General features: G+C 63.2%; 20 protein-coding genes. 10 read left to right on the forward strand and 10 right to left on the reverse strand.

Features of this window, described 5'->3' with window-relative positions; translation table 11 throughout:
• Positions 1-81: 81 nt before the first annotated feature.
• Complete coding sequence (locus tag ACPWR9_RS01570) at positions 82-2472, forward strand: mechanosensitive ion channel family protein (protein ID WP_426312571.1); 2391 nt, start codon at positions 82-84, stop codon at positions 2470-2472.
• A 269-nt stretch (positions 2473-2741) separates the two neighbouring features.
• Positions 2742-3329: a hypothetical protein gene (locus ACPWR9_RS01575; protein ID WP_426312572.1), complete on the forward strand. Its 588-nt coding sequence runs from the start codon at positions 2742-2744 to the stop codon at positions 3327-3329.
• A gap of 73 nt (positions 3330-3402) precedes the next feature.
• Here ACPWR9_RS01575 and ACPWR9_RS01580 read toward each other — a convergent pair whose 3' ends face one another.
• Positions 3403-4296 (reverse strand): LysR family transcriptional regulator, encoded by an 894-nt coding sequence (locus ACPWR9_RS01580; RefSeq protein ID WP_426312574.1) that lies wholly within the window; start codon positions 4294-4296, stop codon positions 3403-3405.
• A gap of 99 nt (positions 4297-4395) precedes the next feature.
• On the opposite strand from ACPWR9_RS01580, the gene ACPWR9_RS01585 reads away from it, so the two are divergent.
• Genes ACPWR9_RS01585 through ACPWR9_RS01595 form a run of 3 tightly spaced genes read left to right on the forward strand, consistent with a single transcriptional unit; the run spans position 4396 to position 7406 of the window.
• Positions 4396-5700, forward strand: a complete 1305-nt coding sequence (locus ACPWR9_RS01585) for a CitMHS family transporter (protein ID WP_426312576.1) — start codon at positions 4396-4398, stop codon at positions 5698-5700.
• Positions 5701-5725: 25 nt separating this feature from the next.
• Positions 5726-7084 (forward strand): acyclic terpene utilization AtuA family protein, encoded by a 1359-nt coding sequence (locus ACPWR9_RS01590; RefSeq protein WP_426312577.1) that lies wholly within the window; start codon positions 5726-5728, stop codon positions 7082-7084.
• 1 nt (position 7085) lies between these two features.
• Positions 7086-7406, forward strand: coding sequence for an AtuA-related protein (locus tag ACPWR9_RS01595; protein WP_426312578.1), 321 nt, complete (start codon positions 7086-7088; stop codon positions 7404-7406).
• On the opposite strand, the gene ACPWR9_RS01600 is transcribed toward ACPWR9_RS01595, so the two are convergent.
• Genes ACPWR9_RS01600 through ACPWR9_RS01625 form a run of 6 tightly spaced genes read right to left on the reverse strand, consistent with a single transcriptional unit; the run spans position 7403 to position 11784 of the window.
• Positions 7403-7810: a RidA family protein gene (locus tag ACPWR9_RS01600; RefSeq protein ID WP_426312580.1), complete on the reverse strand. Its 408-nt coding sequence runs from the start codon at positions 7808-7810 to the stop codon at positions 7403-7405. The two genes, ACPWR9_RS01595 and ACPWR9_RS01600, sit on opposite strands and share 4 nt — an antisense overlap.
• A gap of 6 nt (positions 7811-7816) precedes the next feature.
• Positions 7817-8575 carry an amino acid ABC transporter ATP-binding protein gene (locus ACPWR9_RS01605; RefSeq protein ID WP_426312581.1) on the reverse strand — a complete coding sequence of 253 codons (759 nt, stop codon included), beginning with the start codon at positions 8573-8575 and terminating at the stop codon, positions 7817-7819.
• Entirely contained in the window at positions 8572-9543 is a 972-nt protein-coding gene (locus ACPWR9_RS01610) for an agmatinase (protein WP_426312582.1), read from the reverse strand. Before ACPWR9_RS01610 ends, ACPWR9_RS01605 begins: the two co-directional genes overlap by 4 nt.
• 45 nt (positions 9544-9588) lie before the next feature.
• Positions 9589-10251, reverse strand: coding sequence for an amino acid ABC transporter permease (locus ACPWR9_RS01615; protein WP_426312583.1), 663 nt, complete (start codon positions 10249-10251; stop codon positions 9589-9591).
• On the reverse strand, positions 10241-10921 hold the full coding sequence (locus ACPWR9_RS01620) for an amino acid ABC transporter permease (protein WP_426312584.1): 681 nt from the start codon (positions 10919-10921) through the stop codon (positions 10241-10243). The genes ACPWR9_RS01615 and ACPWR9_RS01620 overlap by 11 nt, the downstream gene beginning before the upstream one ends.
• An 11-nt stretch (positions 10922-10932) precedes the next feature.
• Positions 10933-11784 carry a transporter substrate-binding domain-containing protein gene (locus ACPWR9_RS01625; RefSeq protein WP_426312585.1) on the reverse strand — a complete coding sequence of 284 codons (852 nt, stop codon included), beginning with the start codon at positions 11782-11784 and terminating at the stop codon, positions 10933-10935.
• 162 nt (positions 11785-11946) lie between these two features.
• Between ACPWR9_RS01625 and ACPWR9_RS01630 the strand changes: the two genes are divergently transcribed.
• Complete coding sequence (locus ACPWR9_RS01630; protein WP_426312586.1) at positions 11947-12819, forward strand: LysR family transcriptional regulator; 873 nt, start codon at positions 11947-11949, stop codon at positions 12817-12819.
• A 7-nt stretch (positions 12820-12826) separates the two neighbouring features.
• On the opposite strand, the gene ACPWR9_RS01635 is transcribed toward ACPWR9_RS01630, so the two are convergent.
• Positions 12827-13735 (reverse strand): LysR substrate-binding domain-containing protein, encoded by a 909-nt coding sequence (locus ACPWR9_RS01635; protein WP_426312587.1) that lies wholly within the window; start codon positions 13733-13735, stop codon positions 12827-12829.
• A 220-nt stretch (positions 13736-13955) separates the two neighbouring features.
• On the opposite strand from ACPWR9_RS01635, the gene ACPWR9_RS01640 reads away from it, so the two are divergent.
• Positions 13956-14495, forward strand: a complete 540-nt coding sequence (locus ACPWR9_RS01640) for a heme-binding protein (protein WP_426312588.1) — start codon at positions 13956-13958, stop codon at positions 14493-14495.
• Entirely contained in the window at positions 14473-16083 is a 1611-nt protein-coding gene (locus tag ACPWR9_RS01645) for an MFS transporter (RefSeq protein WP_426312589.1), read from the forward strand. Before ACPWR9_RS01640 ends, ACPWR9_RS01645 begins: the two co-directional genes overlap by 23 nt.
• Here ACPWR9_RS01645 and ACPWR9_RS01650 read toward each other — a convergent pair.
• Positions 16080-16508 (reverse strand): cupin domain-containing protein, encoded by a 429-nt coding sequence (locus ACPWR9_RS01650; RefSeq protein ID WP_426312591.1) that lies wholly within the window; start codon positions 16506-16508, stop codon positions 16080-16082. The two genes, ACPWR9_RS01645 and ACPWR9_RS01650, sit on opposite strands and share 4 nt — an antisense overlap.
• 123 nt (positions 16509-16631) lie before the next feature.
• Here ACPWR9_RS01650 and ACPWR9_RS01655 point away from each other — a divergent pair, with 123 nt between their 5' ends.
• Together ACPWR9_RS01655 and ACPWR9_RS01660 are read left to right on the forward strand one after the other, a co-directional pair.
• Positions 16632-17531 (forward strand): LysR family transcriptional regulator, encoded by a 900-nt coding sequence (locus ACPWR9_RS01655; RefSeq protein WP_426312592.1) that lies wholly within the window; start codon positions 16632-16634, stop codon positions 17529-17531.
• 96 nt (positions 17532-17627) lie between these two features.
• Positions 17628-18503, forward strand: coding sequence for a VOC family protein (locus ACPWR9_RS01660; protein WP_426312594.1), 876 nt, complete (start codon positions 17628-17630; stop codon positions 18501-18503).
• A 3-nt stretch (positions 18504-18506) separates the two neighbouring features.
• Here ACPWR9_RS01660 and ACPWR9_RS01665 read toward each other — a convergent pair whose 3' ends face one another.
• Positions 18507-19484 carry a 2-hydroxyacid dehydrogenase gene (locus ACPWR9_RS01665; protein WP_426312596.1) on the reverse strand — a complete coding sequence of 326 codons (978 nt, stop codon included), beginning with the start codon at positions 19482-19484 and terminating at the stop codon, positions 18507-18509.
• Between the last annotated feature and the right edge of the window lie 362 nt (positions 19485-19846).

Below are 19846 nucleotides of genomic sequence, written 5' to 3' on the forward strand. Positions count from 1 at the left end.
CTGCGGCGCGGTCATGTTAAGTTGTGCCCATCGCTTCTTCTGACGGGGCTGCGCTTGAGCGCGCCCCGCGCTGCCCATCCAATGCGACACCTCTTTATCGGCTGGCTGCTTACCGTCTTTGTCATGGCTGCGCAGGCAGCCTCGCCTAACCCGCTCGCGGCCCCCCTGGCCGCACTGACCACGCCCGCCGCAGCGCCAGCACCCGCGAGCACGCCGGTCACCACAACACCATCGCTCACGCCCCAACAAGCACAGCAAGCGCTCTCGGTGCTGGAGAATCCGCAAGAACGCGCCCGCGTGGAAACCACATTACGGGCCATTGCAGCCGTTGGTGTGTTGAGCGCACCGCCAAGCGCGGCTAGCGCCCCGAGCGCCGCTTCCGCAGCGTCCGCCTCTCCAGCACCCGTCGCCTTGCAGTCGAACGGACTGGCGTCGATGCTGGTGCATCAAGGGTCGCGCTGGGCGGCACAAATTGGCGTGGGACTGCGTGAGTCGCTGCATTCGCTGCTTGATGTCGGCTCGGTCGGCGGCTGGTGGCGCGACACCGTGTATCACGCCGACGCACGTGCAGGTTTCGCGCACGCCCTGTTGATCATTCTCGCCGTACTCTTTCCGGCATTCGTCATCGAATGGATCGCGAAACGGTTGCTAAGGCGCTTGCTCACGGGGCTCGCCGCACGCCACGAAAGTGCAGCGCAACGCTTCGTCACTGGCGAGCGCAACGACCCCACCGGTAGCACCGCGTCCTCCCCATCCGACACCTCGGAGGCGTCGCAAGCCCAGGGACGCGCGCTACTGCATAAGACACTGCTCAGCCGTCTGCCGCGCGCCTTTGTCACGCTGCTGTTACGCCTGCTGCCGCTGCTCGTCTTCGCGGGCGTCGCCAGCCTGATGATATCGCTACTCGTCGAAGACGACACGCCGACGGCAGCCGCCCTCGGATCGCTGATCGACATCTATGTGATCTGCCGACTCATCACACTGGCCAGCCGCTTGTTCTTCCAACCCGACGCACCGCAACTCCGGTTGCTGCATCTCGGCGATCAATGGGCCGCCTTCGCGCAGCGATGGATCATGCGCATCGCCCTCGTCGTCGGCATTTGCACGGCGCTGGTAGAAATTGCGGCGAACTTCGGACTAAGCGACGCGGGCCACACGGCGCTCATCAAGACGGTAGCGCTCATCGGCCACCTGCTCGTCTCGGTGCTCATCATTCAATGCGCTCGTCCCGTCGCGACCAGCATTCGCACTTACTGTGCAAGACACCCGTCGCTAAACGCGGTCGGCAGCACGCTCGCTAACGCATGGGCGCCCGCGTCGATCTTTGTCGTGATGGCGCTCTGGTTTATCTGGGCGCTCGACGTACACAACGGCTACCGCGTGTTGATTACGTTGGGCGGACGCACGCTGGCCGTCATCATCGGCATGCGACTGCTGTCCATTCTGCTGTTCGGCGTCCTCTCGCGCGCCTTCGAGCGCCGCGACGAAGACCGTACGCTCGTGCATCGCCACGCTTACCGCTATTACCCGCTGGTGCGTGGCGTTTTGTCGACCATCATCGGCATCATCACGCTGGTGCTGCTGTTGCAGGTCTGGGGTGTGCCGGTCTGGCAAACGTTCGAATCGAGCATGATCGGTCACCGCTTGGCGGGGGCACTCGTGACGATCGCCATTGCCGCCGTGATCGCGCTCGTCGTGTGGGAGGCCGCGAACATCGCCATCGAGCGCCGCCTTCAGCAATGGACTCACCAAGGCGACGTGATGCGCGCGGCACGCCTGCGCACCCTCCTGCCGATGCTGCGCACGTTGCTGTTCTCGTGCATTGCGCTCGTGGTCATCCTCACGGGCATGAGCGAAATCGGGGTGAACGTCGGGCCGCTGGTCGCTGGGGCCAGCATCTTCGGCGTCGCACTCGGTTTCGGCTCACAGAAGTTGGTGCAGGACTTCATCACCGGCATCTTCCTGCTGATGGAAAACGCGTTGCAGGTCGGCGACTGGGTCACGCTGGCGGGCGTCTCGGGGACCGTGGAGTATTTGTCGATCCGCACGGTTCGGCTGCGGGCGAGCGACGGCTCGCTGTACACGGTGCCGTTCAGCTCCGTGACCACCGTCAACAACACGAACCGCGGGCTGGGCAATGCCGCGGTGAAAGTTAGCATTGCGTATGGAGAAGACATCGACCGCGCCGTCGCCACGCTCAAGGAAATTGGTGCTGCACTGCGTGAAGACCCGGCCTTCCGCGACGGCATCAAGTCGGACTTCAGCTATTGGGGCGTCGATCAGGTCGATGGCGCTGGCCTCGCGCTCAGCGGACAAATGCAGTGCACCGACACAACTCGTTGGGGAGTCCAGCGCGAATTCAACCGTCGCATTGCTGACACATTCCGCGAGCGCGGCATCCGCATCGCGAACCCGCAGCGCAGCATGGTGGCCTTCGAGGCCGGTGTGCCTCGACAAGACGAGCATCAGTGAATTCCCTCACGGGTAAGCCATCACTCCGCTGGAGACGCCGACGCCACGGGCTTCACGGCGTGAGTGTTGGCGCGCGCGCCATGCGATCAGCACAAATTGGGGTGGCGAAGCGCAATTGGCTGACTACAATTTGTACGTGCAGTCCACACGATCAGCAATGATCAGCACTGACGACAAGTAAGCATCTGGACGCTCGCCCGCAAGGGCGGTCAGCCCGGAGAGGCGGGGCCCTCACGTGACGTTTCAACCGCTCCAGGGGAGGCATGTCCATGACGTGCCTGAACGAAACGATTGTCGGCGCAATGCTCCTATCGCTCGGCGGCTTCGCATTCGCGGGCGGCCCAGGCGCAGACTCATCCGAAGGGATGATGATGGCTAACATTGCCCCTACCCTGCCGGAGACCGCTGCGATGGCCCCCGAGCCTCGCCGTTATCTCCACCACTTCGAAACCACACCGCAACAGCCGCCGCCGTCGGTAGCCAATCAAGGCCCTGCGCTGTTTCCCTATGCGCCGTCGGTCGCACGCGTCGACGAGACGGTCGATAGCGCCTACGTTGTGCAGCCCGAATACGATGTGCGGCATCTCTCGGCAAATGCGCCCGCCGCGCAGGGACTACCGGGACTATCGGGACAACCCGCCGGACAGGCCAATGCCAGCCTGCTTCATGGACTGCCGTCATCGGTCGCGCAGGTCTCCATCGTGCAATGGAACAACGAAGATTCGAAGCTCGGCTCCAACCCTCAACGTGGCTTGCAGGTGCGCACCGATGATTGGACCGTCTCCGCCAGCGCACGCGTCGCGTTGTTCCGTTCGCACGACACGGGTGCCACTGTCTACGTCCGACGACGCTTCTGAAGCACTGCTAAGACGTGGCTAAGGCATGCGCGTCCGACGCTCGGCATGGCCTTTCGCCATCTTGCCGACGACATCACGCCGACGACAGCCGGTCGATCAACATCGAGACAAACGTGTCCGCCACCGGCGGCAGCGTGCGTCCGCGTTTCTTGATCAATGCGATGGGGCGTAAGAAGGCGGGATCGTCGATCGGCTTGACGCGCAGATCCGGCTCGGCTCGCACCTCACGCGCCGACGCAGGCAGGATCGTGACCCCGAGGCCTGCACGCACCATCGCGACCGCCGTCATCATGTAGGTCGCTTCGCAGGCAATCTCCGGCGTGTGACCGGCATTGGCGAGCGCGCTGTCGACCACGGCGCGCACACTCGTGCCGGGTGAGGTCAAGACCAATGGCTCGTTGGCAAGATCTGCCAGCGTGATGCGCCGACGCCGAGCCAGCGAATGCTGCTGCGGCATCACAGCGACCAGCCGATCGCCTCCTGCATGCAGCACTTCGAACGCGGGGTCGGTCAGGTCGCCACCTGTCAGGCCGATATCGACCTCTTCATTGCGCACGAGCGTATTCACCATCCCGGCCACGGCATCGCGCACGTGGAATCCGGCGCGCGGCACCACCGCCTTCACTTCCTGAATCAACTCCGGCAAGACACTCGCAGCAAACGTGGGCAAGCAGGCAATGCGCACCGTCCCCGTCGAGCCATCGCCTAGCGAGCGCGCATCGACCAGCACCTGTTCCATATCGAGCAGCGATTTCTGCAACAGCGGCAGCAGGTCGCGGCCGGTCGGTGTCAACGCCACGTTGCGGCTATTGCGATCGAACAACCGCACACCCACCGTCTCCTCCAGTCGCCGGATTTGCACCGTCAATGCGGGTTGCGACAAGTGCAGTCGCGTGGCCGCGCGCGTGAAGCTGCCGGTCTGTGCCACGGCGATGAACGCGCGTATATCTCGTAGGTTCAGATCCATTATGGTTTTTAATGACTGCAATCAAATCATTTCAATTGATTTATCACAGTGCCGAACTTACGCTCCATCGCATTAAAAGACAATATTGGAGACAAGCTCATGCTGCCATTACTGGGGCTGGCGACCATCGTCGTACTGCTCGGCGCGATTCTGTCGAAACGGATGTCGCCGCTCGTAGCGCTCATCATCGTGCCGATTGCAGCGTCGCTCATCGGCGGGTTCGGGTTTCAGACCAGCAAGTTCGTGATCGACGGGCTCAAGAGTCTGGCCCCGGTGGTGGGCATGTTTGTCTTTGCGATTCTCTATTTCGGCACCATCACCGACGCGGGCACACTCGACCCGATCATCGATCGCATTCTGCGCGCCGTGGGCACCCGCCCTAGCCGCATCGTCGTGGGTACGACGTTGCTCGCGCTGCTGATTCATCTCGATGGCTCAGGTGCCGTGTGCTTCCTCGTCACGATTCCGGCGATGCTGCCGCTCTACGACCGCTTGGGGATGGATCGCCGTGTGCTGGCGGCCGCGGTATCGATGGCCGCAGGCATCAATTTCCTGCCGTGGACTGGCCCGATGATTCGCGCGTCGGCTTCGTTGCACTTGCCCGTGTCGAGCCTATTCAACCCGTTGATCCCGGTGCAGGCCGTCGGTCTGGTGTTCGTGTTCGGCATGGCCTACTGGCTGGGCCGCCGAGAAGAGAAGCGCCTCGGCCTGACCGGGGGCGGCACGTCGGTGCCAAGCCCCAAGCGCGAACTCACGCCGGAAGAACAGGCGCTGCGTCGCCCGAAAAACTTCTGGTTCAACATCGTGCTCACGCTGATCGTGCTCGGCACCATGGTCGTCATGGGCGAAAAGATTCCGCCCGCGATCATGTTCATGGTCGGCCTGTGTATCGCACTGATGGTGAACTATCCGAACGTCGACATGCAGCGCAAACGCATCGATGCCCATGCGCGCGCCGCGCTGATGATGGCCGGGGTGTTGCTCGCCGCTGGCGTCTTTACCGGCATCATGCAAGGCAGCGGCATGCTAAAGGCGATGGCGCAGGCCGCTGTCGGCTTCGTACCGCCTGAAATGGCGGGGCATATCCCCGTGGCGCTCGGCTTGATGTCCATGCCGCTGAGCATGCTGTTCGATCCCGACTCGTTCTATTTCGGCGTGTTGCCGGTCATTGCTGAAGTCGCCGGACAACTCGGCGTGCCGGCGGTGCAAGTCGGTCAGGCGGCCCTGCTCGGTCAGATGACGACGGGCTTCCCGGTCAGCCCGCTCACCCCCGCCACGTTCCTCGTCGTCGGCCTGTGCGGCATCGATCTCGCCGACCATCAGAAATTCACGTTTCCGTTGCTGTTCGGTGCGTCGATCGTGATGACGATCGCGGCCGTCGTCCTCGGCGTTTTCTCTTTCTAAGCCAAACTCACCGGATGCCATTCGCATGACAGCCCATCAAAACACGCGCCGCATCCGGATCGGTGCGGGCGCGGGATACTCCGGCGACCGCATCGAACCAGCCGTCGAGCTCGCGGAACACGGCGCACTCGACTACCTTGTGTTCGAATGCCTCGCCGAGCGCACGATCGGGATCGCGCAACAAGCGCGGCGCCGCGACCCGCAACACGGTTACGATCCGCTGCTCGAAGCGCGCATGCGTGCCGTGCTGCCCGCTGCGGTCCGTAACGGCGTGCGCATCATCTCGAACATGGGCGCGGCCAACCCGGTCGCTGCCGCACAAAAGACCGCCCAAATCGCCCGCTCGCTTGGGCTCGATCACCTGAAAATTGCCGCCGTCACCGGCGACGACGTGCTCGACGTCGTACTGCGCAGCGATCTGCATTTTGAAGAATCGGGCGAGCCGGTCGCGGCCTACCGCGAGCGCATTGTGTCGGCCAATGCTTATCTGGGGGCCTCGGGCATCGTCGATGCGCTCGCTGCTGGCGCCGACATCGTGCTCACCGGCCGCGTCGCCGATCCGTCGCTGTTTACCGCCCCACTGATCCACGCGTTCGGCTGGGCAATGGATGACTGGCGCACCCTCGGTCAGGCGACTGTCGTAGGGCACTTGCTCGAATGCGCGGGACAAGTCACCGGTGGCTATTTCGCGGATCCGGGCGTGAAAGATGTCCCTGATCTCGCGCGACTCGGCTTCCCTATCGGCGAAGTGTCGTCGGAGGGTGCCGTCGTCATCACCAAGGTCGCCGGTTCAGGCGGACGTGTGACGCCCGCGACCTGCAAGGAACAGTTGCTCTACGAGATTCACAATCCGCAGCGCTATCTGCAACCGGACGTTGTGGCCGACTTCTCCGAGGTCATCGTCGAGGAGGAAGCCACGGATCGCGTGCGTGTCACGGGCGGATTGGGCACGCCGCGCACCGGCACGCTAAAGGTGTCGGTCGGATATGTCGACGGCTATATCGGCGAAGGGCAGATTTCGTACGCAGGGCCCGGTGCGGTCGCACGCGCGAAATTGGCGCTCGACATCGTTCGTGAACGGTTGACGATCACCGGCGTACAGACCAGCGAGTTGCGCTTCGACCTGATCGGCGTGAATGCACTACACGGCGAAACGCTGGGCGAACGCCATGCGCAACCGTATGAAGTCCGCGTGCGTGTGACCGGGCGCACCGCGTCGGCTGAAGAAGCCGTGCGTATCGGCAATGAAGTCGAAACGCTATACACGAACGGACCGGCGGGCGGTGGCGGCGTCACCAAATCCACCCGTGAAGTCCTCGCCGTGCAGTCGGTGCTGTTGCCGCGCGAACATGCCCGCCCTGCGTTCACCTTTGTCGAGGCCTGAAATGAAACTACGTGAACTTGCGCACTCGCGCACCGGCGACAAAGGCAATACGTTGAATGTCTCCGTCATCTGCTACGACGCGCGCCATTACGAACACTTGCGCGTGGTGCTGACCCCGGAATACGTCAAGGCATTCCTGAGCGATGTCGTGCATGGGGAAGTGGTTCGCTACGAGTTGCCGCGCCTTGCCGCGTTCAACTTCGTGCTGGGCAAGGCGTTAGGCGGAGGCGTCACGCGCTCGCTCGCGCTTGACGCCCACGGCAAATCGCTGAGCTCGGCGTTGATGGGTATCGACGTGCCGGACGTACCAGCGGCGTCTTAAGGCTTCACCGCCGTCACATCGATTTCCACGAGCCATTCCGGGCGCGCCAGTGCCTGCACCACGATACCGGTGGACACGGGGAACACGCCCTTGAGCCACCGGCCCATCACGTTGTACACAGCTTCGCGATAGCGCGGGTCGATGATGTAGACGGTGACCTTGCAGATGTCTTCGAGCTTGCTGCCGCACTCGTCGAGCAGCATCGCAACGTTAGCCATCGCCTTCTCGGTTTGTGCCGATACGTCGCCAATGCCAACGGACTCGCGCGTGTCCAGATCCTGACCGATCTGGCCGCGCAGATAGATAGTGTTACCCGCGACAACCGCCTGACACAGATCGTTGTCGAGCTTTTGCTCCGGATACGTTTCGCGGGTGTTGAATTTGCGGATTCGAGTGTGTGTCATGTGAGTTCAGTGCGTCAGAATTTTCGAGAGGAAGCGTTTGACTGCCGGGTTAGCGGTGTCCTGAAAGAACGCGCCGGTGGGGCAATCCTCGACAATGGCGCCGTCTTCCATGAAGACCACGCGATGCGCCACGCGCCGCGCAAACCCCATTTCGTGCGTGACCACCATCATCGTCATGCCGTCGCGGGCGAGCTCCACCATCACGTCGAGCACTTCGTTGACCATTTCCGGGTCGAGCGCCGAGGTCGGTTCGTCGAACAGCATCGCCTTCGGGTCCATCGACAGCGCGCGCGCAATCGCCACGCGCTGCTGCTGACCGCCCGACAACTGCCCCGGGTATTTGTGCGCATGGGCCGACAGCCCTACCCGGTCGAGCAATGCTCGGGCCTTGGTGCGCGCCGCACCGGCGTCACGTCCCAACACGATCTGCTGGGCCAAGGTGAGGTTGCGCGTCAGGTCGAGATGCGGGAACAACTCGAAGTGCTGAAACACCATGCCGACCTTGCTGCGCAGCTTGGGCAACTGCGTTGTCTTCGCCATCAGCGACAGACCGTCGACGACGATGTCGCCCTTCTGAATCGGCTCCAGCGCGTTGACTGTTTTGATTAGCGTCGACTTGCCCGAGCCCGACGGCCCACACACCACCACGATCTCGCCCTTGCTCACCTGCGTGGAGCATTGCTTGAGCACGTGGTGCGTGCCGTACCACTTGTCGATGCCCCGGATATCGATCACCGGCGCGTTGGTCGTCGATTGAGCATTCATTTTTCGACCTGCTTGTCGAAGTACCCAGCGCGAATCGACGCACCGATCAGGTTCAGAATCAACCGGCCTGCCGTCACGCACGAGATCAGATTCGCGTCGTCTTTCTCGGGCTGGATTTCCACAATGTCCATACCGACCACGCGGCCCTTGCGCACCAAACCGTGAATCAGCTTGCGCGCCTGTACGAACGTCACGCCACCCGGCGCAGGTCCGGCGACAGCAGGCATCGTCGACGGATCGAGGCCGTCGGCGTCGATGGTGAGGTAGTAGTTGCCGCCATCGGGAATCCGGTCGAGCACGGCATCCATGCCGATATCGTGCAACTCGTACGCCGTGACCAAATCCGCGCCGTACGCGCGCGCCGCCACGAGTTCCGCTTCACGACCGCTGCCCTGTGCGCGCAAACCAATTTGGATGATGCGATCCACGTGCGCCATTTCCGACGCGCGCCGAATCGGGCTCGACAGCCCTTCGCGCACGCCATTCACTTCATCACGCCAGTCCAGATGCGCATCGATGTGCACGAGCGTGATCGGCCCCTTCTGATCGAGCCCGCGCAACACCGGCGTGGTGATGCCGTGGTCGCCACCGAGCACGATGGGCATGGCCCCGCCCGCCGCAATCCTTCGCACGGCGGCTTCGGCGCGTGCGTAGTGTTCACCGGGCTTCGTCAGATCGGGAATGATGTCGCCACAGTCGACAAAGCGGATATCGGTACGGCCTTGCAACAACGGGCCATCGATGTCGAAGTCGTAGTGGTCAGGCTTGCGCGCCACACGGTCCGTCGCCTGACGAATCGCCGACGGCGCATTGGTCTGATCGTTGCTAAAGTCGGAGGCCGCATACGGTGCCCCATACGGCATGCCGAGCACGGCGATATCGGCCTTCAGATTGTCGATATCGAGATCGAGCTCCGAGTACAACAGTGTCGGGTGGCCGACGCGCGGCGCAACGGTATAGGTAGTCATCGTGTTGTCCTTGGGTGGTGACATTCGAGAGAGGTCGAGGGGCTGCTAAGCGTGTCGGGCACGTCGCCCGATCACGGTTTCCAGACGGCGCCCGACGCTGGCCAGCACCACGCTGCTGGCCCAGTAAAGCAACGCCGTGGTGCCGAGCACTTCGACGTAGGCAAAGGTGTTAGCGGTGAGCAAGTTGCTCTGGTAGGTCATCTCCGGCAGGCTCATCACCGAGAAGATCGCCGAGTCTTTGAACATCATGATCACGAGGCTGGTCGTCGGCGGCACCAAAAAGCCGAACAACTGCGGCGCGATAATGTGGCGCTGTGTCTGCCAGTAGGTCATGCCGAGCGAGAGCGCCGCGTGGGTCTGACCGCGCGCCACACTGCGCAATGCCGCGCGCAGAATTTCGCAGAAGTAGCCGCCGGTGTAGAACGCTGTGCACCCTACCGCCACCGTCATGGCCGACGCGCCGACACCCAGCTTGGGTAGCCCGAAGAACGACAGATAGACGAGGATCAGGTACGGGATGTTGCGTACCAGTTCTACATAGGCGAGCGCCACGGGCTTCAGCAGCGTGCGAGATTGCGTGGCGTAGGCCGCGACAATGCCGATCAGAATGCCCAGCGGAATGCCGATCACACTGACCAGTGCACTCACCCGCAGCCCTTCGAGCAAGACCGGCACGGCGTCTTTGACGATTCCGAAATCAATGACCATGGGGCAGCATCCTCGACACCCGACGCTCGCACAGTCGCGATGCGGCCGAGATACAGAACAGAATGACGAAGTACACGGCGGCCGTGACGGCAAACACCTGCAACGGCAAATCGGTTTGCAGGGTCGCGTTGCGTGCCACCGTCGCCAGTTCAGGCACCGCGATGATCGACATCAGCGACGACGCCTTGAGCAGAATCGTGAACTCGCTCGTGAGCGGCGGAATCGCGCGGTAGATCACCTGCGGCAGCAACACGTGGCGCCAGACGTACGGTGCGCGCATGCCCAGCGCGTACGCGGCGGCACGTTGCCCGGGCGAAATAGTGCCAAGTGCCCCGCGCAGGATCTCGACGATGTAGGCGCTCGTGTTGCACGCCAACGCCGCGACCCCGGCCGTGATCGGCGAGATCGAGATGTCGAGCATCGCGGGCACCATGTAGTACGCGATCAGCATGTGAATCAGTGCCGGCGTGCCACGGATAAGGCTCACCCACAACACCACGAACGAGCGCACCGGGGCGAACGGCGCAATGCGCGCGATGAGCAGCACGATGCCGAGCGCCATACCGATCACGAACGCGAGCGCCGATGCGCCGACGGTCACCGCCGTGCCCGAGACCACGCCCTCGAGAAACGGTGCAATGACCCCGCTTTTATCGAACCCTTCCCACATGGCGGCGGCCGTCAGATCGCGCCCGCAGGCAGATAGTTTTCGTGCGGCGTTTCCATCGGCGCACCGAACCACTTCTTCTGCAATGCCGCGAGCTTGCCGTTCGCGCGGAATTCGTCGAGCGAGTCGTTGATGAACTTGCGAATTTCGAGATCGTTGGGGTTAGCCACCCACGCGAGCAACTTCGGCTGACCGATTTCGCCTGCGATACGGAACGCATTGGGCTGCTTGCGCATCTGCACGGCGGCGATATTCGACGGCATCAGCGCGACGTCCACCGTTTTGTTGGCCAGCGCGTTCGACACATCGGGATACGCCTGAAACAGCTTGGTCCCCGCGTAGCCCTTGCCCGTCTTCTCTTTCAATTCCTTCTCGAATTCGTCGGCAACCGGCTGCGACGACGAGCCCATCTGCGTGCCCACGGTCTTGCCGCCGATATCCATGTCGCGTTTGATCGAGCTATCGTCGGCGCGCACCATCAGCACCGAGCGCACGACGCCCACCGGCTGACTGAACGCGAAACGCTTGGCGCGCTCCGGCGTAATGCCCACGCTCGTCGCCACGAAGTCGAACTTGTGCGACATCAGGCCGGGCAACAAACCTTGGAACGGCAGGTTCATCTGCTCGAGCTTCACGCCGAGTTTCGCAGCCATCAGTTCGAGCACGTCGTGGCCGTAGCCCACGACCTGACCGTTCTCGACATATTCGAACGGCTCGTAAGCGGCTTCGGTGCCGACCGTGAGCTTGCCGCGCTTCTTGATATCGGCCAGCGTGCCGCCTTCGGCAAACGCCAGCGTCGGCAGCGCCAACACAGCGCCCGAGGCCAGCGTGGCCTTCATAAAGGTTCGTCTGGAGAAGGTCTTCATAGCGTGCCTCGCGTTGTGGGGTGTTATCAGATGTCCTGCGATCGACTGTATGCGGGCAAAAAGATCATGAAAAATGATTTTTTTATTGGTATGGTTTCAAAAAACGAAACCTTTTAAGACGGGCATCAACGCTCGTTTCCTCACGCATTCAGGAGCCGACGCATGGCCGGACGGGACTTCAACGAACGGGATTTGCGCTCGCTGCGCATCTTCTGTGCGGTGGCACAGGCGAGCGGCTTCGCGGCGGCGGAAAAGCAACTGAATATGTCGAAGGCGTCGATCAGCCGCCATATCCGCGATGTGGAGGAAACGCTGGGCGCGCGGCTATGCGAGCGCGGGCCATCGGGGTTCGTGCTGACGCACGCAGGGAAGGTAGCGTTGGAGCTGGCGCGCGATGCGCTCAAGTCGTTGGAACGGATTCGGCCGGAAATCGATGCGGTGCGCGGTGTGTTGTCGGGCACGCTGTCGATCGGCATGGTCGAGCACATCGTGTCCGACGTGGGCTGTCATATCCCGGAAGCGCTGGCCGAGTTCAAGGCACAAGCCCCGGATGTGAAAGTCGAGCTGACGGTGATGACCTTCAACGAACTCGATCTTGCCTTGCGCGAGCGCCGGGTGCAAATCGCGATTCGAGGGATGTACCGGCGCGAAGCCGGGTTCAACTATCAGCGGCTCTTCATCGAACGGCATCAACTTTTCGTCGCCCGCCATCGCCTGCAAGACGCAAAGTCGCTGCCACTGGTCTATCGCTCGCAGCCGTTCGTGCATGAGGCACTCAACACACTGGGCCTGGAACGAGGCCCGGCAGCGTCGGGGCTCGAGGCGGTCGCGATGCTGGTGCTGTCCGGGCATTACGTCGGGTTGCTGCCGCAATACTATGCCGCCCTATTTTCCAAGCGGCATGCGCTCGCGCGGGTGCCCTCCGGGCCGGAGTACGAGAACACCATCAGCGCCATCACCGAAACGTCGCGGCCTCGCACGCGTGCACTGGACTTGTTTTTGGAGCTGCTCGCCCGGTTTCACCCCGACGAATGAGATGACCTCACCCTGCCTGATCGAACAGCGCGTATGACGTCACAGCAGGCGTTTGGGTGATCTGCGCAATCAGCCGTGTGACCGCCAGCGATGGCTCGAAGCTGCGGAAAACAGCGGCGATCTCGGAGTGGATCGGCGGCCCGGCCAACGGCTTGAAGATCACGCCGGGAATCGCCGTCGTGCCGACGAGTACATCCGGCACGATGGCCACGCCTTCGCCCAGTGTCACCTGCGTGAGCACCGCGATCAGTGAGCCTGGCGTCGAGCCACCCGCCGGGGTGAAGCCGCCACGGCGCGCCACTTCGTAAGTCCCCAGCGGTTGTTCCGGCACGATGAAGCGCTCGTTCTCCAGCGCGTCGGCATCGATCGCACCGGATTGTGCCGCCAGTGGGTGCCCCGCGGGTAACGCCACACAGAAGCTGTCGCGAAACAGCACATGCGCCCGATGACGGGTATGCAAATTCATCGGCATGCGCAGCAATGCGATATCGATGCGGTTCTCTGCGAGCATCATCGGCAGTTCGCCTTGCGGCACCTCGCGCGCATTCACGATGACGCCCGGCCACGCCTGCCGGAAGGTCGCGAGTTGTGCCTGCAACACGCCGGAGAAAACCGCCGAGCCGATGTATCCCACTTCCACCCGGCCCGTCTCGCCACGGCCAGCACGCTGACCTGCGAGCACCGCCCGCTCCGCTTGCGCGAGGACCAGCAGCGCTTCCTGCAAGAACATTTCCCCCGCTGGTGTGAGACGAACATCGCGACGGCTGCGCACGAAAAGCTGCACGCCGAGATCGCGCTCGATGTCCTGAATTTGCACCGTCAGCGTGGGCGCGGCAATGTCGAGCGCCTGCGCCGCGCGGCCAAAGTGCAGCGTCTGGGCAAGCGTCACGAAGTAGCGAAAGTGCCGGAGTTCCACGGAATCCTCGAAGTTGAGACGGGTTGGCTTGGCGTGCCCGCCATGCTACCGCGCCAGCCGTTGCGACGTCACCGTGCATTTCATTAGGTTGAACCTAACAACTTCGCCGCCGCCCGGCAATGACTGTCTCGCGCCTGCGTGATCGAATGACGACATGCGATTGGCGCACGAAATCCCGCGCGAATTCGCATCTTTTGTCATCTTTGCAGAGGGTCTCACCATGATGTCTCGTTTCAACACCCGCCGTGCAGCACAAGCCGTCGCCCTATCGATTGCCCTGTGCGCAGGCGCAGCCCCTTTCTCCGCACGCGCCGCAGAGTTGCCGACGCGTCCAGTCCTCACGCTCGATGCCGCGCAAAACGTCATTCGCGCGGCACAGGCCAAAGCCAATTCAGAAGGCTGGCCTTGCGTTATCTCCGTGGTCGATGCAGGCGGTCTGCCCATCGCGCTCGTGCGCATGGACAACGCGGCGGTGCCCGCGGGTGTCGATCTCGCACCGGGCAAGGCACGCACTGCGGCGCTGTTCCGCCGTCCGAGTGGGGTACTCGAAGATGCGCTGAACGGCAGCCGCCGCGCTGTCGGCACTGCGCCCGGCTACGTGCTGATGCGAGGCGGCCTGCCGCTGGTCGTGAACGGCACGGTAGTCGGTGCGATTGGTGTGTCAGCCGATACGCCGCAGCACGACGAAGAAATCGCCAAGGCCGGTGTGGATGGTCTGATGCAATCGGATAACAGCCATGGCAACGCCCAATCCCACTAAGCCGACGGCGGCGACGGAGGCCGGCGCATCGACGACCGGCAGCCTCGCCCTGCTGCTGACCGCCTCAACTGGGTGCGCGATGACCGTGCTCGACACCAATGTCGTCGGTGTCGTGCTGCCCACCATTTCCGCGCAACTGCATGCGAGCTTCGCCGACGTGCAGTGGGTCATCGGTGCCTACGTGCTGTGCTTCGCTGCGCTGTTGCTGCCCGCCGGATCGATTGCCGATCGCTTCGGCCGACGCCGGGTGTTTCTTTGCGGCATCGCCGGGTTCGCATTGGCCTCGCTCGCGTGCGGGCTGGCCCCTACTGCGCAATGGCTCTATCTGGCGCGTGCGGCGCAAGGCGTCGGCGCGGCCTTCTTGCTGGCCCCCGCACTCGCCATCATCGGACACGGCTTCCACGAGAAGGAGGCGCGTGCCCGCGCATGGGGGTTATGGGGTGCGGTGATGGGATTGACGATGGTGCTCTCGCCGCTCATCGGCGGCATCATCGGCGACACGCTCGGCTGGCGTTGGGCGTTTCACGTCAACGCGCCGATCTGCGCAGCACTGGCGTTTGCCGTCGTGCGCATCGTGCCGGAATCCAAGGCGCAAGTGCAACGCCCGGTAGATGTCCCCGGTATCGCCCTCTTCGCCTCGGCGATGTTCTGCGTCACGTGGGCCCTTATCGTCGGCCCCGCACAGGGTTGGACAAGCCCGGGCATCCTGCTGCGTATTGGAGCGGGCGGCGTGTTGTTCGTCATCTTCGCGAAGGTGGAACGCGCACGGCAGCACCCGATGCTCGACCTGTCGCTGTTCCGCTCGTGGCCCTTCGCGGGCGCCACGCTTGCGATGTTCTCGTATGCCGCTTGTGCGCAAGTGATGGCCTCGCTCCTGCCGCAGTTTCTTCAGAACGCGCGCGGCGATTCGGTGTTGGGAGCCGGTGTCGCCATGCTGCCGTTCGCGCTGGCCATGCTGTTGCTGCCGCAAGTAGGCAAGCGGCTTGCTGCGCGCCTGCCATCGCACCGCATTCTCGTGATCGGTTTGGTGCTCACGGGGGTGGGCAACCTGGCGATGTCGTACGTGTCGTCGCAGGGCGTGGGCCACTCGGGTCTGCCGCTGATGCTCGCGATGTTTGTGCTTGGCAGCGGCGGTGGCTTGCTCAACGGTGAGACGCAAAAGGCGATCATGGGCACGATCGCCCGCGAGCGCGCCGGGATGGCCTCGGGCATCAGCACGACATTCCGCTTCTCCGGCATTCTGCTCGGCTACACCGCACTCGGTGCCGTGTTGACGGCGGGCGTGCATCGCAGCGTGGCGACATCGCTGCCACAAGTCTTGCGCACTGTGCAGGTGGGCAGCTTCCACGACGGGGCCACCCGCCTCGACTTCGCCGACGCTATTTCCGCCGGCGACTTCGTTCAGGCGCTCCACCTCTACCCGCCCGCGCTTGGCGACGCGTTGCTCAATGCCGGACGCGCCGCGTACAGCCACGGGTTCAGCGGGGCGTTCCTCGCGGCGGGGGTCTTTGCGTTTGTGTGCGCACTCGCTGTGCAGATGAGCATGGGCCGAGCGGAGCAACCGGAAGCGCTCGCCAACGCAAATTAGAGCCCCAGAATTACCTGCCGGTACATCTCGCACACCGATTTCACGGCGTTGGGGTCGTGCGGTACCGGCAGCGCCGCCATGGCGCGGAAGAAGTCGTCGTGACGCGCGGGCGTCGAGACGAGCAGCATGCGTGCGGGGGTCTGCGTGACGTTCGTGAAGCCGTGCACGTCGCCCTTCGCCACGGTGACGGTATCCCCCACGGCAATCTCGCGCGTCGTCTCGCCCGCGGTGAACTGCAAGCGGCCTTGCGTCATCACGAACGTCTTTTCCTCGTCGAGCGAGCGATGCATCGGTGCGCCGCCGTGAGGATTGACGGTCATGTCCATGATCGTGAGATCACGCGGGCTGCCCACGCCCTCGATGAGGCGAACATCCATATTGGCGAACGACACCCTATCGGCATGCGGATTGAATTCGGATGACATGAGACGTCTGGCTCCTTGAAAGCAGTGGAAACTCACGCAATGTGAGACTGCCTTCATTTTGCGTCGATGCCATCTGCCAGAGAAGACGTCTAAAATTGGCAAGACTTGCCAATGGATTGGACAATGGATCTGAACACCACCCTCGCTTTCGTCACGGTCGTCGAGTGCGAGTCCTTCTCGGCAGCGGCACGCACGCTGGAAATTCCCCGCTCGACGGTCAGTGCCCGCGTGGCTGCGCTCGAAGCGCATCTCGGCACGGTGCTGCTGCGTCGCACGACACGGCGTATCGCGCTGACCGATGACGGGCGCGACTATTACGAACGCGTCGCCCCGGCAATTGCCGCATTGCGCGAAGCGGAACACTACGGCGGCCCCGGGACCATGACGCTCACTGGCTCCATTCGCATGAGCGTGCCGTTCGATTTCCCATTCGACGTCCTTAGCGAGGCCATCGCCACGTTTCGCGTGGCGCATCCGCAAATCCGCTTCGACGTCGTGGCCGACGACAGCGTGAGCGATTTCGTCGACCAAAACCTCGATATGGCGATTCGCGGCGGTCACCCGGGCGGGGACCACGTTATCGCGCGCCGCATTGCCAGTTTCCGTTTCGCGAAATTTGCCAGTCCGGCCTTCGGCGTATCGCGCAAACACGCCACGCCCGATGTGCCGCAACTGGCGTTCAAAAGCCGCGCCGCCCCGGCCGCATCAGCCCGATCAACTGCACTGAGTCCGCCCGCGCACTACGCCGTGGCGACGAACAGCTTCGCGCTGCTCAAGCAACTCGCGCTCCGAGGCGCAGGCGCGGCGGTGTTACCGGAGCACACCTGCGAAGCGGAGCTCACGCGCGGCGAGCTCGTGCGTTATCCGCTCGACACCGCAAACGCGAAGTCTTCGGCGAGCGCGTCGCAAGCCGGGCTTTATCTCGTGTACCCGTCCCGGCGCGAACTGAGCCCTCGCGTCAAGGCGTTCTCCGACCATCTGGTGTCCACGCTCGAAACCGCTGCCCGCGCGACCGCGTTGTGACTGCCAGATCGCTATGCAAAGGAAATTTGGTCAGTTTGCCCGGTGCACACTTCCCCATAGAATGGACACGTCGTCCAATTTCCCTCGGGAGTTTTTGTGTCCAGCCGTAATGATCAAAGCGTTGCCATCCCTGCCCCGGTACTCGATCACGTCGTCGTCAACGTCAAAGGCGATCTCGAAGCGTCGGTCGAGACCTATCGCCGTCTGGGCTTCTCGCTGACCGAGCGCGGTCACCATTCGCTAGGTTCTAGCAACCATCTGGCCATCTTCGGCGAGAACTATCTCGAACTGCTCGGTTACGAGGCGGGCAAATCGACGGTCCGCCCCGACGTCATGCAGGCACCCCTCGGCCTCACCGGCCTGGCGTTCAAGACCCAAGACTCGCACGCGTTGCACGCTGGTTTGCAAGCGCGCGGCGTGACTTCGCAAGCCCCTGCCGAATTTTTCCGTCCCGTGAACCTCCCCGACGGCACGACGCAAGACGCGCGTTTTAGCACCGTGCGGCTGGCGACTGAACTCGTGCGCAACGGCCGCACGTTCTTCTGCCATCACTTCACGCCGGAACACGTATGGCGCGATGAATGGCGCGAACACCCCAACGGCGTGACCGATATCGTCGGCTATGTCATCGCCACGCCGAATCCGGCGATCACCGCTGCGCTCTACGACCGCGTGTTCGGCCCCGGTGTGCTGACGGCCCTCGGTCAGGACGGCTACGCGTTGCAAGCCAGCCAGGCGCGCGTGGAATTCGTGACACCTGCCGAAGCCGAGCGACGCTTCGGCGAAGTGGAGACGACCGAAGACGGCAGCGAGCGTGGCGTAGCGCTAATTTTGCGCACTCGCTCACTCGCGCAGGTGCTGGCCACGCTCAAGGAAAGCCGCATTCCGTCGACGACGTTGGCCGACGGCAGCGTGCTGGTAACCGCCGCCGAAGGCTTTCACGTCGCGCTGCAATTCATAGAAGGGGAATAAGCCTCAGTAGCCGCGCGTGGCGTCGTAGACGAACGGCAGCGGCGCGCCGCGCAGGTGCGCACCGAGCACATTCGCGACCTGCCTTGCGCGCGCCGCATACGACACGGTCGATGCGATGTGCGGCGTAACGACAATCTTCGGATGCCGCCGCAACGCATCGTCTGCGGGCAGCGGCTCGATATCGAAGACGTCGAGGATTGCCGAGCGCAATCGGCCGCTGTCGAGGGCATCGAGCAGCGCTTGACGGTCCAGATGCGCGCCGCGTCCGACTTGAATCAGACTGGCCCCCGTCGGCAGACGCGCGAACAGCGCACGATCCAAAATGCCGCGTGTGGCTGGGGTGTCGGGGAGCAGATTGATGAGGATGTCAGTCTCGGCGAGCATCGCATTACGCTGTGCCTCTCCCGCGAAGACCTTCACGCCGTCGAGCGATTTCGGCGAACGTGCCCAGCCGTTCACCTGGAAGCCATGGGCTCGCAAGCGTATCGCGACCGCTCGTCCCAACTCGCCCAAGCCGAGGACGCTCACGCGCGTGTCGCGAGCCAGACGCCCCGTGTGCAGGTTAGCCCACTCGCCGTCGCGCTGCGCGGCGACCAACACCGGCATATCACGCACGACCGAGAGCGCCGCCCACGTCACGTAGTCACTCATGCGCTCGCGCGTCTCGTCGGTCATCATGCGCACGATCGGCACGTTCGTCGGCAATGCCGGGTCCGCCAGAATGTGGTCGACACCCGCCGCCGCGCTCAAGATCAGTCGCAATCTGGGGTAGTCGGCCAGCCGTCCGTGATCGGGCTGATACACGAGCGCGTACTTCACACTGCGCGCATCGACGAAGGGGTCGTCCCAGCCGTACACGCGCAGTCCGGGCATCAGGCGGGCGAAGTGATACTGCCACTCCGTGAGCGCCGCCTCGCCGCCCGATTTAATCAATAACGTATCGCCTTGCATGTCTTCACCACGGGTTTGCTGCGTCGTCATGCTACTGACCCGCTTACCCGCGGCGAACCAACAGATATCGAAAAGCAAATAAGTGCGCACGAGAAATACGCTTTGCGTTCAGCGCATAACGCCCACGTATCGCCCGCCTCGTCTCGCATTGCGAGAAATTCAAAGAATTTTTGCGCCTTCGTACTTCCTGCCGAAACGGACCATCACCCCTCGCAGATGTCCGCCCCATGCGGCCGATCACCATGCTGCAACGCAACAATCCCGTGCATTATTTCCGTTTCTGAAATGATCAATCCGGCGCGCGGGCATTGCCCCGCCCTGCGGGGAACCGCTATAGTTGCCCCGCCCCCGCGACGCGATGCGCTGATTCCTTAATGTGTGAAGTGCATATT

It is taken from the genome of Pandoraea pneumonica (assembly GCF_049918595.1).
In the GTDB taxonomy this organism is placed as follows: Bacteria; Pseudomonadota; Gammaproteobacteria; order Burkholderiales; family Burkholderiaceae; genus Pandoraea; species Pandoraea pneumonica_A.